Raw genomic sequence first — 14,726 nt, 5'->3', positions numbered from 1 at the left:
GGGCCGCCGCCGCCCGGCCCCACGATCCGCACAACCTCCGGAGGACATGGCATGACCCGCCCAGTCGGCGCCGCGCGAGCGCGTGGCGTCACCACCCTCACGCTCGACTCCCCGGCCAACCGCAACGCACTCTCCGCGGACCTCGTCGGCGAGCTGCGCACGGCCCTCGCCGACGCGGCGGCGGACCCGGAGGCACGGGCCGTCGTCCTCACCCACACCGGCACCACCTTCTGCGCCGGCGCCGACCTGAAGTCCCCGTGCGACCCGGCCGACTTCCTCGCCCTGCTCCGCGAGATCGCCGAACTCCCCAAGCCGGTCGTGGCCCGCGTCACCGGCCACGTCCGGGCGGGCGGCCTCGGCCTCCTCGGCGTCTGCGACATCGCCGCCGCCGGCCCGGCCTCCACGTACGCCTTCACCGAGACCCACCTGGGCGTGGTCCCGGCCGTGATCTCCGCACCGCTGCTGCCGCGCCTGGACCCGCGCGCCGCCGCCCGGTACTTCCTGACCGCCGAGTCCTTCGACGCCGCCGAAGCCGTCCGGATCGGCCTGCTCACCCTGCACGGCGACGACGTGGACCAGGTCCTCGACCCCGTCCTCACCGGCCTGCGCAAGGCCGGCCCGCAGGCCCTCGCCGCCACCAAGGAACTGCTCACCGCCCCGGTGCGGGCCGTCCTCGCCCGCGACGGCGCCGCGCTCACCGAGCTGTCCGCCCACCACTTCGGCTCCGCCGAAGCCCGCGAGGGCATCAGCGCCCGCTTCGAACGCCGGGACCCGTCATGGGCCCTGTGACCGACGCCGGAACCGCGCAGGACACCCAGCCCGGCCCCAAGCAGGCCCGCAGCCGCGTCACCCGGCGCCACCTCCTGGAAGCGGCCGTCTCCTGCCTCGCCGAACAGGGCTGGGCCGGCTCCACCGTCGCCGTCGTCGCCGAACGCGCCGGTGTCTCCAGAGGCGCGGCCCAGTACCACTTCCCGACGCGCGAGGACCTGTTCACCGCCGCCGTCGCCTACGTCGCCGAGGAACGCTCCGCCGCCCTGCGCGACCTCTTCCACGCCGGACCCGCCGCCTGCCCCGCCGTGGTCGAAGCCCTCGTCGACCTCTACACCGGAGCCCTCTTCCGGGCCGCCCTCCAGCTGTGGGTCGCCGCCTCCAACGAGGAGCAGCTGCGCCCCCAGGTCACCGAACTGGAGGCCCGTGTGGGCCGCGAGACCCACCGCATCGCCGTGGAGCTCCTCGGCGCGGACGAGTCCGTCCCCGGCGTACGCGAGACCGTGCAGGGCCTGCTCGACATGGCCCGCGGCCTCGGCCTGGCCAACGTCCTCACCGACGACACGGCCCGCCGCGCCCGCGTGGTCGCCCAGTGGTCCCGGATCCTGGACGACACCCTGGGCTGAGGAACGCGGAGGGCGCCGCACCCCGTACCGCGGGATGCGGCGCCCTCACGGCCTGCGAAGGAAAGGCTCAGGCCGTCTCGGCGATGTCGGCGTACCCGTCGATCTCGCGCGGGTTGCGCTGGCCCGGACCGATGTAGCGGGCCGACGGGCGCACCAGGCGGCCCGTGCGCTTCTGCTCCAGGATGTGCGCCGACCAGCCGGCGGTCCGGGCGCAGGTGAACATCGAGGTGAACATGTGCGCCGGGACCTCCGCGAAGTCCAGCATGATCGCGGCCCAGAACTCCACGTTCGTCGCCAGCACCCGGTCGGGGCGGCGCGCGTGCAGCTCCTCCAGCGCGGCCTTCTCCAGCGCGGCGGCCACCTCGTAGCGCGGCGCGTCCAGCTCCTTGGCCGTACGCCGCAGCACACGGGCGCGCGGGTCCTCGGCCCGGTACACGCGGTGCCCGAAGCCCATCAGCCGCTCGCCCTTGTCCAGGGCCTTCTTCACGTACGCCACGGCGTCGCCGCTGCGCTCGATCTCCTCGATCATGCCGAGGACGCGGGACGGCGCACCGCCGTGCAGCGGCCCGGACATGGCGCCGACGGCACCCGAGAGGGCGGCGGCGACGTCCGCACCGGTCGACGCGATCACCCGCGCGGTGAACGTCGAGGCGTTCATCCCGTGCTCGGCGGCCGAGGTCCAGTACGCGTCGACGGCCTTGACGTGCTTCGGGTCCGGCTCACCGCGCCAGCGGATCATGAACCGTTCGACCACGGACTCGGCCTTGTCGATCTCGCTCTGCGGCACCATCGGCCGGCCCTGCCCGCGCGCGGACTGGGCGACGTACGACAGCGCCATCACGGCGGCGCGCGCGAGGTCGTCGCGGGCGGTCTGCTCGTCGATGTCGAGCAGCGGTTTCAGACCCCACACGGGGGCGAGCATGGCGAGGGCGGACTGCACGTCGACACGGATGTCACCGGAGTGCACCGGGATCGGGAAGGGCTCGGCGGCGGGCAGACCGGGGTTGAACGCCCCGTCGACCAGCAGGCCCCAGACGTTGCCGAACGAGACGTGCCCGACGAGATCCTCGATGTCGACCCCGCGGTAGCGGAGCGACCCGCCCTCCTTGTCCGGTTCGGCGATCTCGGTCTCGAACGCGACGACCCCTTCGAGCCCGGGTACGAAGTCGGACATCAGGCGGCTCCTCAGATAGTGCGAACACGCGCGGCTCCCGGCGTGACTCGCGGTCCGGCGCGGTCATCCCCGTTGATGCCCGGCACGGCCGTCGGTCACCCGTGTGGGGACCTCCGGACCGGCCCCAAGATTTTGGCGGTTCCGGATGGCAGGCGGAAGCGTGACATACGGCACACTGCTGCAAGCACTCCTGCGGCAGGATGTCTGGCGTGACCGACCAGGACATTGACCCCGCCACGATGCGCAAGCAGTACCGCTCGGAGATCGTCCACGAGGAGAGCCTCGCCGAGGACCCCATGCGGCAGTTCGCCGAGTGGTTCCAGCAGGCCGCCGACTCGCACCTCTTCGAACCGAACGCGATGGTCGTCTCGACGGCGACCCCCGACGGCCGCCCCAGCTCCCGCACGGTGCTGCTGAAGCAGTTCGACGAGCGGGGCTTCGCCTTCTACACCAACTACGGCTCGCGCAAGGGCCGCGAGATCGACGCGAACCCGCACGTCGCGCTGCTCTTCCCCTGGCACCCCATCGCCCGCCAGGTCATCGTCACCGGCACGGCCTCGCGGATCGGCCGCGACGAGACGGCGGCGTACTTCCGCTCCCGCCCGCACGGCTCCCAGCTGGGCGCCTGGGCCAGCGAGCAGTCCCGGGTGATCGGATCCCGTGCCGAGCTCGACCGCCGCTACGCGGAACTCGCGGAGCGCTACCCCGAGGGCGAGCAGGTCCCCGTCCCGCCCGAGTGGGGCGGCATCCGGATCGTCCCCGACGCGATGGAGTTCTGGCAGGGCCACGAGAACCGGCTCCACGACCGGCTGCGCTACGTCCTCGAGGACGGGAAGTGGCGCCTCGAGCGCCTCTGCCCGTAGCACGCAGACGACCCGCGGGCTCGGGTTTCTCTCCTGCAGTGAGAGAAGCCGGCCGGACGTACCGGCGAGCCCGCGGGTCGGGTGACTGCTTGGGATTGGCGCCTGGCGTACCCGCCGGGCACCGCACTGGGTGCGTGCGACGACGGGCCCTTAGCCCGCAGCCACCTCACGCGTCCGGTTTCCGTACATTTCGGGAACCACCTCCCTTCTCGTGTAAGACAGAGCCTAGAACCGCTCCCCGAGGTCCTCAAGCGATTTATTTCGGGGCGATTCAGGGAATGCGGTGTGGGCTGCGTCACGTTCCAGTTGAATGATCTGACGTGCCGCACACGCGAACACCTGCAGGGGGTGCCAGGTGAGTGCTTTCGGACGGAGTGAGACCACCGACGATCTGCTCGCAGCGCTGCTGGACGGGATGGACGCGGCCTTGTGCGCGTTCGACGCCGACGGCGTGATCACGCACTGGAACCGCGAGGCCGAGCGGATCCTCGGCTGGACCGCCGCCGAGGCGGTCGGGCGAAAGGGGTTCGCCGGGTGGGCCGTGCGTGCCGCCGATGCGCAGGACGTCGAGGAGCGGCTCATGGCCGCCCAGGACGTGCCCGGACGGCAGGTGCACGAGTTCGCGCTGCTGACCAAGGAGGGCGGGCGGGTGCTCGTACGGACCCAGTCCGCCGGGGTGCCCGGGGCGGACGGGAAGCCCGCCGGGGTCTACTGCGCCTTCAGCGAGGTGCACGCGCAGATCGACCTGGAGCGGTCCATCGCGCTCAGCGAGGCGCTGATGGACGACGCCTCGTGGGGTGTCGTTCTCGTCGATGTGGATCTGCGGCCCGCCGTGGTCAACGCGCACGCCGCCCGCGCCTTCGGATCGGGGCGCACCGCGCTGCTCGGCCGGCCGCTGGGGGAGCTGCTGGTCCAGGGCGTCGAGGAGCTGGAGGGTGCGCTTCAGCACGTGCTCGCCGACGGGGCCCCGCCGGCGCCCGTGGAGCTGTGGGTGTCCGTCCGCACGCCGGAGGGGGTGCGGCGGCGGTGCTGGCGGTCCGGGTTCCTGCGGCTGGGGTCCCCGCTGGCGGAGGAGCCGGTGCCGCTCGGGGTCGGCTGGCTGTTCCAGGACATCACCGAGGCCCGGCAGGCCTCGCTCGACACGGCGCAGCTGCGGTTCCGCTCCGGTCAGCTGCACCGCTCGGGCCGGGCGGCCGCCGAGTGCGAGGACCCGGCCGAGGCTGCCGCCGTACGGCTGGACTTCGCCCTCGCCGGCTTCGCGGAGCACGCGCTGCTCGACGTACTGGAGCAGTCGGCCGACCCGGACAGGCAGCGCCTCGTACGGGTGGCCGCCTCGCCGCCGGTGCTGCCCGGGGCGGGGGCGAGCCAAGCGCGGTACGAGCCCGGGCATCCGGCGCTGCAGGCGCTGGACCGGATCGGCTCGGTGCGTACCAGTGCCCCGCGGGGGGAGGCGGCCGCGGGCTGGGCGCGGGACCGGCAGTGGCCGGAGGATGCGGCGCACGTGCTGTGCACGGTGCTGCGCAGCCGCGGGCGGACCCTGGGGGCGCTGACCTTCGTACGGGGTGCTTCGCGGGCCGCCTTCGAGCAGGCGGACGCGGCCTACGCGGAGGAGGTGGCGGCCCGGGTCGCGGCCGATCTCGACCTGGCCGCCTGGCCCCGCACCCCGGACGAGGGATTACCTCGGCCCTAAGCGGTCTCGGGGAAGTGGGGCACGCCCCCGCGCCGCCCGGCACGGCGCCTCGCCGCGTTGTCAGCGTGCCGCTCCGCCTTGCGATGCACCGCACCGGACGACGCGAAAACGCACCCCACTTCACCAAGGCCGCTTAGCCTTCCGCCGCTCAGTGGCGAAAGAAGATCCGGTCGCCGTACTCCTGGAGGACGCGGCCGTTCCATTCGTGGCCGCCGTCGACGTTGCCCGAGCGGAGCAGCGGGGGCTCCATCCCGCGGGCGGCGAGCTCGCCGGCGGCCGCCGCCATCACGGCCTGCATGATCGCGCTGGTCACGACGGTGGAGGCGGGCGCGAAGGGCGCGTCGATGCCGTCGAGGCTCAGCTCGGCGTCGCCGACCGCGATCTTGCTGTCGAGGACGATGTCGCAGTGATCCTTCAGGAAGGTGCCCGAGACGTGCCGCGACTTGGTCTCCGTCGCGTAGGCCACGGAGGTCACGCCGATGACCTTCAGGCCGATGGCGCGGGCGTTCATGGCCATCTCGACCGGCAGGGCGTTGCGCCCGGAGAGGGAGATGATCACGAGGACGTCGCCGTCGGCGGCCGGGCTGCTGTCGAGGACGGCGCCGGCGAGGCCGTCGACCCGCTCCAGGGCGCTGCCGAGGGTGGCCGGCATGACGTCGATGCCTACGGTGCCGGGGACGGCGAGGAAGTTCACCAGGGCGAGTCCGCCGGCCCGGTAGACCACGTCCTGGGCGGGGAGCGAGGAGTGGCCGGCGCCGAAGGCGAAGAGCCGGTTCCCGGCGGCGACGGCGTCGGCGATGGCGGCGCCGGCCTCGGCGATGTGCGCGGCCTCCTCGTCGCGCACCCGCTGAAGGAGCCCGATCGCGGCGTCGAGGAACTGACCGGCCAGCTTGCTCTCGCTCATACGCCGATGGCCCTTCCAGAGGTGGGGTTCGTCCGTGTCCGCCGCTCACCGTGCGGTCTGGACCAAGGGCGTGTCAATACGAACGTCAATGGATGTCCCGGGCAGGGCTTGACCTCCGGCACGGGACGGTTGTCCGCGCGATGCGTCAGAATTGGGGGCAGGGCCAGCGCACGATATCCGAGGGGCACGAATGTCCGGACTGATCGATACCACGGAGATGTATCTCCGCACCATCCTCGAGCTGGAAGAGGAAGGCGTGGTCCCCATGCGCGCCCGTATCGCCGAGCGGCTCGACCAGAGCGGCCCGACGGTGAGCCAGACGGTGGCGCGCATGGAGCGGGACGGCCTGGTGGCCGTGGCGAGCGACCGTCACCTGGAGCTGACGGAGGAGGGCCGGCGGCTGGCGACGCGCGTGATGCGCAAGCACCGGCTCGCGGAATGCCTGCTCGTCGACGTCATCGGCCTGGAGTGGGAGCAGGTGCACGCAGAGGCCTGCCGCTGGGAGCACGTGATGAGCGAAGCGGTGGAGCGGCGGGTGCTGGAGCTGCTGCGCCACCCGACCGAGTCGCCGTACGGGAACCCGATCCCGGGGCTGGAGGAGCTGGGCGAGAAGGCCGAGGCGGACCCGTTCCTGGAGGACGGCATGGTCAGCCTGTCGGAGCTGGACCCGGGTGCGGACGGCAAGACCGTGGTCGTGCGCCGGATCGGGGAGCCGATCCAGACGGACGCCCAGCTGATGTACACGCTGCGGCGGGCGGGCGTGCAGCCCGGCTCGGTGGTCAGCGTGACCGAGTCGCCGGGCGGTGTGCTGGTCGGCAGCGGCGGCGAGGCCGCAGAACTGGACGCGGAGATCGCCTCGCACGTGTTCGTGGCCAAGCGCTGACCGGACGCACGCGGCGTTCGAGAGTGGTGGAAGTGGGCGGTCCCGGCGCCTTGCGGCGCCGGGACCGGTCCTCCCCTTTGTTGACCTGGAGCCCCGAGCTCTCAAGGTCATCCCCTCGGACCGTCTTCCCCGAGCGGCCCGCCTCCCTGTTGAAAGGATCTCCATCGGCAGCGGCGGCCAATCCTTGAGCAAGGTCACTCGAAAGAGCGGTGTTGAAGGCGAGAACCCCGTTTTCGAATACGGGTTCGATAGTCTGGCCGTGAGCGAAGGGGGTGCATCTGCCGTGGTACAGCGCATCGATGTGACAGGGGCCGACGGTGTGCGCCTGGCCGCCTGGGAGTTCCGGGAATCCGCCGCCACTGCGCCCCCGGATCCCGACGCACCCCGGGTGCTGTTACTCCACGGCCTGATGGGCCGGGCCTTCCACTGGGCGGGCACCGCCCGCTGGCTCGCCGGGAACCGCCGCGTCGTGGCCCTCGACCAGCGCGGCCACGGCCAGAGCGACCGCCCCTCCGCCGGCCCGGGCGCCTCGACCAATCTGGGGCGCGAGGCCTTCGTGGCCGACGCCGAGGCCGTCATCGAGCAGCTCGGCCTGGGGCCCGTGACCCTGATCGGCCACTCCATGGGCGCCCTCACCGGCTGGCAGCTGGCCGCCCGCCGCCCCGACCTGGTCGAAGCCCTGGTCATCTGCGACATGCGCGCCTCCGCCCTCGGCGAGGCCTCCCAGCAGGAATGGGAGGAATGGTTCCACCGCTGGCCCGTCCCCTTCCCCACTCAGGACGCCGCCCGCCGCTGGTTCGGCGAGGACGACCCCCGGGTGGAACGCCCCGACCCCGGCCGCGGCGCCTTCTTCGCCGAGGTGATGCACCAGGCCCCGGACGGCTGGCGCCCCCTGTTCTCCCGCCGCCAGATGCTGAGGGCCCGCGAGACCTGGGTCCACGACGCGCACTGGGAGGAGCTGGCCCAGGTCCGCTGCCCGACCCTCGTCGTCCGGGGCCTGGACGGCGAACTGGGCCGCGCGGAGGCCCAGGAGATGGTCCGTGTCCTCCCCGCCGGCCAGTACGCCGAGATCCCCGACGCGGGCCACTACCTCCACTACGACCAGCCGACGGCCTGGCGCGCCGCCCTGGAACCCTTCCTGGACCAGGTCAGGGCCGCCGTGACCTGACGGCGCCCCGTACGCCTGACAGTGCCACGTACGCCACTCACGCCACGTACGAAAGGAGGGGGCGGCGGGCAGTCGCCCGTCACCCCCTCCCTCCCCTCCCGCCCGCGTCCGTCCCCCGTACGGACGCGGGACCGGCGGCTCAGCCCTTGCTGACCGCCAGCAGGATCTCCGGCAGCTTCCGGGCCACCGTCGGCGCCGCCAGGCGCAGGCCCGCCCAGGCCGCCAGCGCTCCCCAGGCCGTCCCCAGCGGCAGCAGGATCCAGGTGAGCGACGGGTGGTCCGCCACGATGAGGTAGACCGCCAGGACGATCACCGGGGAGCAGATCACCGCAGACGCGAGCATGCCGCCGAAGATGCCCGCCCAGGCGAGCCCGGCCTGCCCCGGGACGACGTTCTTGAAGGCGCCTTCCGTCGGGATCGAGTACGGGAACCGGGCCGAGGCCAGCGCGCCCGTGCACAGCATCGAGCCCAGCAGGGCCATGCCCACCCCGAGCGCCGCCGGGAAGCCGCCCCAGTTGTGGACCAGCGCCGCCGTGACCGCCGTGACCACGACCGTGTAGGGGACGGTGACCAAGGCCAGGGCGTACGCGCGGGCACGCAGCTCCGCGAACGCGTCCCGCGGGGTCGAAATGGTCTGCGCGACCATCCAGAACGCCGAGGTGTCCTGCCCGAACTGGTTGTACATCTGGACGCCGAGCATGCCCGCGCCGAAGCAGGCCAGGTACACCGAGCCCGTGCCCTGGAGGGCGTTGAAGACCGGGACGATCACGCCGATCGCGAGCGCCGTCACCCACGCCGACTTCGTCTTCGGGTCGCGGACCACGTACCGCAGCGTGCGCTGCATGACCGCGCCCGTCCGCCCGCCCGGCAGGAACGACCAGATGCCGGCGCCGTCCGCGGACTCCCGCTTCGCCGACGGCTTCGAGGCCGCGATCGTCGAGCCGTCCGGGGTGACCATCAGGGTCGTCAGGCTCCGCTCCCAGAACCGCAGGAGCAGGACCAGCGCCAGGACGGTCACGGCCAGCTGCGCCGCCGCCACGCCGTACGAGCCCTTGCTCGCCGAGTCCACCATGCCGACGGCCGTCGCGGGCGGCAGCCACCGCACCACGGCCTCGGCCGGCTCCAGCTGGGCCAGGCCGCCCGACTGGAACAGGCGCTGGCTGGCGAAGTTCGCCAGCTGCGCGCCCACCGCGATCAGCAGGCCGCTGAGCAGCGCGAGGTCACGCCCCTTGCGGCTGGTCAGCAGCCGGACGTTGGCCGTGGCCACCGCGCGGGCCAGCGTGACGCAGCCCAGCACCAGGAGCGGTACGGCCGGCACGGCGGCCACGATGCCCGCCGCGCCCCGCGCGACGGCCACCACGGAGCCCACAGCCAGGCAGACCGTGAACAGCGGGCCGATCCCGACCAGCGACGAGGCCAGCAGGGCCCGTACGAGCGGACGCGGGCGCAGCGGCAGCATGACCAGCCGGCTCGGGTCGAGCGTCTCGTCCCCGGTGGGGAAGAACAGCGGCATGAACGTCCAGCCCAGCGCCAGGATCGCGGCGAGCAGCACGACGACCGTGCCCGCGTGCGCGTTCCCGTGCAGCACGGCCAGGCCGAGCATCGCGAAGCAGGCCACGACCAGCGCGAGCGCCAGCGAGGAGAAGTAGGCGGCCTTGCGCTTCGACGAGCCCTTGAGCCCGTTGCGGAGCAGCGACAGCTTGAGGCGGACGAAGACCGAGGTCAGATCGACCGCGCCGGCCGCGGCCGGCGCCGCGGCCGTGGTGGCCGCCGGAGCGGAGGCGGATGCGGCGCTCATCGGGCTGCCTGCCCGCCGAGCCAGTCCAGCGAGTCGCCCGCGTCGCGCCCACCCGCGCCGACGAGCTCCAGGAACGCGGCCTGCAGCGAGGGCGCGTCGCCCCGTACGTCGGCCAGCGGGCCCGCGGCGCGGATCCGGCCGGCGGCCATGACGGCGACCCAGTCGCACAGCGACTCGACCAGCTCCATCACGTGGGAGGAGAAGACGACCGTGGCGCCGGACGAGGTGTACCGTTCCAGCACCCCGCGGATGGTCTGCGCCGACACGGGGTCCACGCCCTCGAACGGCTCGTCCAGGAAAAGCACTTCGGGGTTGTGCAGCAGGGCGGCGGCCAGGCCGATCTTCTTGCGCATGCCCGTCGAGTAGTCCACGACCAGCTTGTGCTGCGAGCCCGCGAGGTCCAGGACCTCCAGCAGCTGCGTGGCCCGCTTGTCGGTCTCCTCGCCCGGCAGCCCGCGCAGCCGGCCCATGTAGCCGAGCAGTTCGCGCCCCGACAGCCGCTCGAACAGCCGCAGCCCCTCCGGCAGCACGCCGATCCGCGACTTGACCTCGACCGGGTCGCTCCACACGTCGTGCCCGGCGACCAAGACCCGCCCCATGTCGGGGCGCAGCAGTCCGGTCACCATCGACAGCGTCGTCGTCTTGCCCGCGCCGTTCGGGCCGACAAGGCCGATGAACTGCCCCGCGGGCAGCTCGAGGTCGATCCCCGCGACCGCGACCTGGTCGCCGAAGCGCTTCCACAGGCCCTCTACCCGTACCGCCGCCCGTCCGGCGGACGGCGCGGTTCGCGCGCCGTCCGGTCCGTACGTCCCACCCGTCGCATCTGCCTGGTCCGGCATGCGCCTGCCTCTCGCTGTGTTCCCCGTGGTCCTGCGTTCTTCACGATAGGAGGGCGGGGTGAGGCGGGGCAGTTACTTATGTCATGAGTTTCCGTACAGGAATGTCCCTGTTCTGACCTGCGACGTTCCGGAGGCCTTTCCGGATCGCGGGTCAGGAGCTGCGGCGGTCCCGGTCCGCTGCGGCCTCGCGCCCGCACGCGTACGCCAGCGCGGCGATCAGCTCCTCCGTGTCCGGCAGCCACCGGTTGGCCGGGGTGGGCCGGCGTGCCCACTGGACCGAGCCCCGGCCGCCGAAGCGGGTGGGCGGCGCGGCCACGTACTCGCCTTCGCCCCGCGCGACGAGGTCGATCGAGGCCGGCGACCAGCCGAGCTTGCGCACCAGGTCCGGCACCTTCGCCCCGGCGCCCGGCAGGACGAAGAACAGCATCCGGTGGTCCGGCGTGAGGGCGACCGGCCCCAGGGTGCGCTCCATCCGCTCCAGCCGCGCCAGCGCCAGGAACCCGGCCGAGTCCGGCACGTCCAGTGCGTCGAACGTCCGGCCCGTCGGCAGCAGGATCGAGGCCTCGGGGCGCTTCGCCCAGATCCGCCGCACCTGGACCGCGCTGCCCGTGGCCAGCGCCGCCCAGTCCTTCACCGTGGCGTGCGCGCCCGGCGCCGGGCAGTCCTGCGCCCCGCAGGAGCACAGCTCCCGTCCGTCCGCGTAGTCCAGCCAGGTGCCGGCGAAGACATCCCAGTGCCGTTCTTCCGCGTACCGCACGGCATGGTCCAGCAGCTGCTCGCCGCGCTGCTTGGGGATGGGTGCGGTCTCCGTGACTCCGATGGTCTCTTCCACGCCCATCACAACTCCCGGCGTCATCCGGGGTTACGGGCGTAAACCGGCCGGTGGGCGGAGCATCGATCCTGCATACGGGGCGCACTGGAGCACGCACGGGGGCGCGTAGGAGGTCGGGGCGCCGGAGTTGGGTAGCGACACGACGCAGAGCGGATGATTCTCCGCAACTCAGGCGGGAAGTGATCATTCCAACGATCACCCGCGGCTACTGGGGGTTTTCATGGCAGCCAGGCCTCTCGTCGCGCGCCAGCCGAATGAACGGCTACAGGCGCTCATCCAGGAAGCCGGGTGCTCGAACGCCGGGCTTGCCCGGCGCGTCAACATGTGCGGGGCCGAACACGGCCTCGATCTCCGCTACGACAAGACCTCCGTGGCCCGCTGGCTGCGCGGCCAGCAGCCGCGCGGCCGGGCGCCCGGCATCATCGCCGAGGCGCTGGGGCGAAAACTCGGCCGGACCGTCACCATCGACGAGATCGGCATGGCCAACGGCAAGAACCTCGCCTCCGGCATCGGCCTGCAATTCTCCCCGACCGTCATCGGCGCCATCGAGCAGGTCAGCGAGCTGTGGCGGAGCGATGTCGGCCGCCGCGACTTCCTGTCCGGGTCGAGCGTGGCCGCGTCGGCGCTCGTCGAACCGAGCCGGGACTGGCTGATCACCGGCGCCGACGCGCAGGTGGCGCGCAGTGGCGGCTCGCGCGTCGGGATGCCGGACGTGGAGGCGGTACGGGCGACCACCGACGCCCTCAAGGACCTCGACCACCGCTTCGGCAGCGGCCACGTCCGGCCCGTCGTCGTGCACTACCTCAACTCCGTGGTCTCCGGGCTGATCGGCGGCTCGTACCGAGAGCCGGTCGGGAGGGCGCTGTTCGCGGCCGTGGCCCGGCTGACGGAGCTGGCCGGCTACATGGCGGTGGACACCGGGCAGCCGGGCCTGGCGCAGCGCTACTACATCCAGGCGCTACGGCTGGCGCAGGCGGCGGGGGACCGGGCGTACGGGGGCTACGTGCTCGCGGCGTCGATGAGCCACCTCGCGGCGGAACTGGGCAATCCGCGGGAGATCGCGCAGCTCGCGCGGGCCGCGCAGGAGGGGACCCGCGGGCAGGTCACGCCGCGGGTGGAGGCGATGTTCTACGCCGCCGAGGCGCGCGGGCACGCGCTGCTGGGCGACACCCGGGCGACGGCGGTGCTGTCCTCGCGGGCCGTGACCGCGCTGGAGCGGGCGGAGCCGGAGTCGGGCGACGACCCGGTCTGGATCCGGCATTTCGACGCGGCGTACCTCGCGGACGAGCTGGCGCACTGCCACCGGGACCTGGGCCAGGCGGACGCGGCGGCCCGGCAGGCGGAGGAAGCCCTGCGGGGCCTTCCGGCGGGCAAGGCGCGGCGCCGGGCGATCGGGCTGCTGCTGCTGGCGTCGGCGCAGGTGCAGCAGCGTGAGGTGGAGCAGGCCTGCCAGACCGCCGCGCAGGCGGCGGACCTGCTGTCGGGGCTCCGCTCGAACCGGGGCGCGGAGTACCTGGACGACTTCCGCACCCGCCTCGCCCCGTACCGCGACGAGCCGGCGGCCCGCGAGTTCACGGCCCGCCTGGAGGTGGTGGCGTAGAGGACGGGACGGGTGTGCCTGCCGGGAACGGGGGGTGACCGGGTAGCGTGAGCCGACGATTCGGAATACCGGCGTAGTCGGCGAAGGAGTCCCGGTGACGGAGAGCGGACAGGGCGGCGGCCGGCAGGCGGCCCCGCAGGCCGGTGCGCCGTGGGGCCCCGACCCGGCGTACCCGCAGCAGCCGCAGCCGGGCCAGCCGGCGTACGGCTACCCCCCGGCGCCGGGCCAGCCCCAGCCGGGGGAGCCGCAGGGCCCGCAGCCGTCGGGGCAGGCCGGGTACGGGTACCCGGCCGCGCCGGGGCAACCGGCGCCCGGGCATGTGGTGGGGCCCGGCTACGAGGGGCCGGGGGAGCCGCACGGGTACGGCTACCCGCCGCTGCCCGAGGCGGCGACGCAGTACATCCCGCCGGTCCCGGCCGGGCCCACGGCCGACGATGGGGCCACCCAGTACATCCCGCCGGTCCCGGCCGGGCCTGCGCACGGTGAGGCCGCGACGCAGTACATCCCGCCCGTCCCGGCCGCGCCCACGGCCGACGATGGGGCCACCCAGTACATCCCGCCGGTCCCGGCCGGGCCTGCGCACGGTGAGGCCGCGACCCAGTACATCCCGCCGGTCCCGGCCGGGCCCACGGCCGACGATGGGGCCACCCAGTACATCCCGCCGGTCCCGGCCGGGCCTGCGCACGGTGAGGCGGCGACCCAGTACATCCCGCCCGTCACCGACGGGTTCGACGCGCTGTTCCGCGGGGAAGGTGCCGACGCCGGGCACACCCAGCACCTGCCGCCCGTAGAGGAGCCCGTGCTGCGGCAGCCGCCGCCGCGGGGCTATCCGCCGCGCGGGCAGCGGCCCGTACCACCCCAGGCTCAGGCCCAGCCTCAGCAGTTCCAGCAGCACCCGCAGTACGCGCCGCCCCCGCCCCCGCCGGAGGCGCCCCGGCGCGTGCCGACCGGGGTGATCGCCGCCGTCGTCATCGGCCTGGCCGTCGTCGGGCTCGGCGTCGGCGCGCTGCTCAGCGACGACAAGGCACAGAACAACGACCCCGCTGCGGCAGCGACGACCCCCAGCGCCGGCAGCTCGGCCGCGGCCGCCGGCGAGGCGCCCGTGGACCCGGCCCGGGCGCAGGCCGTCCAGCTGGACAAGCTCCTCGCGGACAGCAACGACAGCCGCGCCGCAGTGATCCGGTCCGTCGACGACATCAAGGGCTGCCGCAACCTCGGCCAGGCGGCGACCGACCTGCGCGACGCCGCCCGCCAGCGCGAGGAGCTCGTCACCCGTCTCCAGGACCTGAAGCTGGACCAGCTCCCCGACAACGCGAAGCTGGCCGCCTCGCTCACCAAGGCCTGGCAGTCCTCCGCGGCCGCCGACAACAACTACGCGGCCTGGGCCGACGACACCGCCGGCGACAAGAAGGGCTGCAAGGACGGGCAGGCCAAGAACACCGCCAACGCCGCCGACGGCAACAAGGCGAGCGGCGAGGCGACGAAGGCGAAGGAGTCGGCCGCGACCCTGTGGAACACGGTCGCGGCCAAGTACAGCCTCACCAAGCGGGACAAGTCCCAGCTCTAGCCGGGAGCCGGAGC

13 protein-coding genes are annotated in these 14,726 nt (G+C 73.4%); 8 read left to right on the top strand and 5 right to left on the bottom strand.

The genetic code is table 11. From position 1 onward, the window contains the following. Positions 1–51: 51 nt before the first annotated feature. Together AB0M76_RS13625 and AB0M76_RS13620 are read left to right on the top strand one after the other, a co-directional pair. The gene (locus AB0M76_RS13625) at positions 52–789 is read left to right on the top strand and encodes an enoyl-CoA hydratase family protein (protein WP_365953035.1); all 738 of its coding nucleotides are present in this window, start codon (positions 52–54) and stop codon (positions 787–789) included. Continuing rightward, positions 786–1,394, top strand: a complete 609-nt coding sequence (locus AB0M76_RS13620; RefSeq protein WP_365953034.1) for a TetR/AcrR family transcriptional regulator — start codon at positions 786–788, stop codon at positions 1,392–1,394. Before AB0M76_RS13625 ends, AB0M76_RS13620 begins: the two co-directional genes overlap by 4 nt. Positions 1,395–1,461: 67 nt before the next feature. Here AB0M76_RS13620 and AB0M76_RS13615 read toward each other — a convergent pair whose 3' ends face one another. Continuing rightward, complete coding sequence (locus AB0M76_RS13615; RefSeq protein ID WP_266666095.1) at positions 1,462–2,568, bottom strand: citrate synthase 2; 1,107 nt, start codon at positions 2,566–2,568, stop codon at positions 1,462–1,464. Positions 2,569–2,768: 200 nt separating this feature from the next. On the opposite strand from AB0M76_RS13615, the gene pdxH reads away from it, so the two are divergent. Further along, complete coding sequence (gene pdxH, locus AB0M76_RS13610) at positions 2,769–3,431, top strand: pyridoxamine 5'-phosphate oxidase (RefSeq protein WP_365953033.1); 663 nt, start codon at positions 2,769–2,771, stop codon at positions 3,429–3,431. 355 nt (positions 3,432–3,786) lie between these two features. Continuing rightward, on the top strand, positions 3,787–5,121 hold the full coding sequence (locus AB0M76_RS13605) for a PAS domain-containing protein (RefSeq protein ID WP_365953032.1): 1,335 nt from the start codon (positions 3,787–3,789) through the stop codon (positions 5,119–5,121). Between the two features lie 148 nt (positions 5,122–5,269). Here AB0M76_RS13605 and AB0M76_RS13600 read toward each other — a convergent pair whose 3' ends face one another. Further along, entirely contained in the window at positions 5,270–6,025 is a 756-nt protein-coding gene (locus tag AB0M76_RS13600; RefSeq protein ID WP_365953031.1) for an SIS domain-containing protein, read from the bottom strand. A 190-nt stretch (positions 6,026–6,215) separates the two neighbouring features. Between AB0M76_RS13600 and AB0M76_RS13595 the strand changes: the two genes are divergently transcribed. Beyond that, the gene (locus tag AB0M76_RS13595) at positions 6,216–6,908 is read left to right on the top strand and encodes a metal-dependent transcriptional regulator (RefSeq protein ID WP_030156851.1); all 693 of its coding nucleotides are present in this window, start codon (positions 6,216–6,218) and stop codon (positions 6,906–6,908) included. Between the two features lie 283 nt (positions 6,909–7,191). Then, complete coding sequence (locus AB0M76_RS13590) at positions 7,192–8,076, top strand: alpha/beta hydrolase (RefSeq protein ID WP_365953030.1); 885 nt, start codon at positions 7,192–7,194, stop codon at positions 8,074–8,076. Positions 8,077–8,215: 139 nt separating this feature from the next. Here AB0M76_RS13590 and AB0M76_RS13585 read toward each other — a convergent pair whose 3' ends face one another. The 3 genes from AB0M76_RS13585 to AB0M76_RS13575 form a co-directional block, all read right to left on the bottom strand. After that, positions 8,216–9,874, bottom strand: a complete 1,659-nt coding sequence (locus AB0M76_RS13585; protein ID WP_365953029.1) for a transporter — start codon at positions 9,872–9,874, stop codon at positions 8,216–8,218. Next, entirely contained in the window at positions 9,871–10,713 is an 843-nt protein-coding gene (locus AB0M76_RS13580; RefSeq protein WP_365953027.1) for an ABC transporter ATP-binding protein, read from the bottom strand. The genes AB0M76_RS13585 and AB0M76_RS13580 overlap by 4 nt, the downstream gene beginning before the upstream one ends. 151 nt (positions 10,714–10,864) lie before the next feature. After that, positions 10,865–11,545: a bifunctional DNA primase/polymerase gene (locus tag AB0M76_RS13575; protein ID WP_365953198.1), complete on the bottom strand. Its 681-nt coding sequence runs from the start codon at positions 11,543–11,545 to the stop codon at positions 10,865–10,867. Positions 11,546–11,765: 220 nt separating this feature from the next. On the opposite strand from AB0M76_RS13575, the gene AB0M76_RS13570 reads away from it, so the two are divergent. Together AB0M76_RS13570 and AB0M76_RS13565 are read left to right on the top strand one after the other, a co-directional pair. Beyond that, a complete protein-coding gene (locus tag AB0M76_RS13570) occupies positions 11,766–13,145 on the top strand; it encodes a transcriptional regulator (protein ID WP_365953026.1) in 1,380 nt (459 codons plus the stop codon). A gap of 94 nt (positions 13,146–13,239) precedes the next feature. Beyond that, positions 13,240–14,712, top strand: coding sequence for a hypothetical protein (locus AB0M76_RS13565; RefSeq protein ID WP_365953025.1), 1,473 nt, complete (start codon positions 13,240–13,242; stop codon positions 14,710–14,712). Positions 14,713–14,726 lie beyond the last annotated feature (14 nt).

The organism is Streptomyces sp. NPDC051364 (genome assembly GCF_040682115.1).
In the GTDB taxonomy this organism is placed as follows: domain Bacteria; phylum Actinomycetota; class Actinomycetes; order Streptomycetales; family Streptomycetaceae; genus Streptomyces.
The sequence above is the reverse complement of the archived record's forward strand: the minus strand, read 5'-3'. Positions and strand labels throughout refer to the sequence as shown.

Bases quoted from the DNA above. Each gene is read 5' to 3' on its own strand.
- AB0M76_RS13625 (WP_365953035.1), top strand. From the start codon at position 52: ATGACCCGCCCAGTCGGCGCCGCGCGAGCGCGTGGCGTCACCACCCTC.
- AB0M76_RS13615 (WP_266666095.1), bottom strand. From the start codon at position 2,568: ATGTCCGACTTCGTACCCGGGCTCGAAGGGGTCGTCGCGTTCGAGACC.
- pdxH (WP_365953033.1), top strand. From the start codon at position 2,769: ATGTCTGGCGTGACCGACCAGGACATTGACCCCGCCACGATGCGCAAG.
- AB0M76_RS13600 (WP_365953031.1), bottom strand. From the start codon at position 6,025: ATGAGCGAGAGCAAGCTGGCCGGTCAGTTCCTCGACGCCGCGATCGGG.
- AB0M76_RS13595 (WP_030156851.1), top strand. From the start codon at position 6,216: ATGTCCGGACTGATCGATACCACGGAGATGTATCTCCGCACCATCCTC.
- AB0M76_RS13585 (WP_365953029.1), bottom strand. From the start codon at position 9,874: ATGAGCGCCGCATCCGCCTCCGCTCCGGCGGCCACCACGGCCGCGGCG.
- AB0M76_RS13580 (WP_365953027.1), bottom strand. From the start codon at position 10,713: ATGCCGGACCAGGCAGATGCGACGGGTGGGACGTACGGACCGGACGGC.
- AB0M76_RS13570 (WP_365953026.1), top strand. From the start codon at position 11,766: ATGGCAGCCAGGCCTCTCGTCGCGCGCCAGCCGAATGAACGGCTACAG.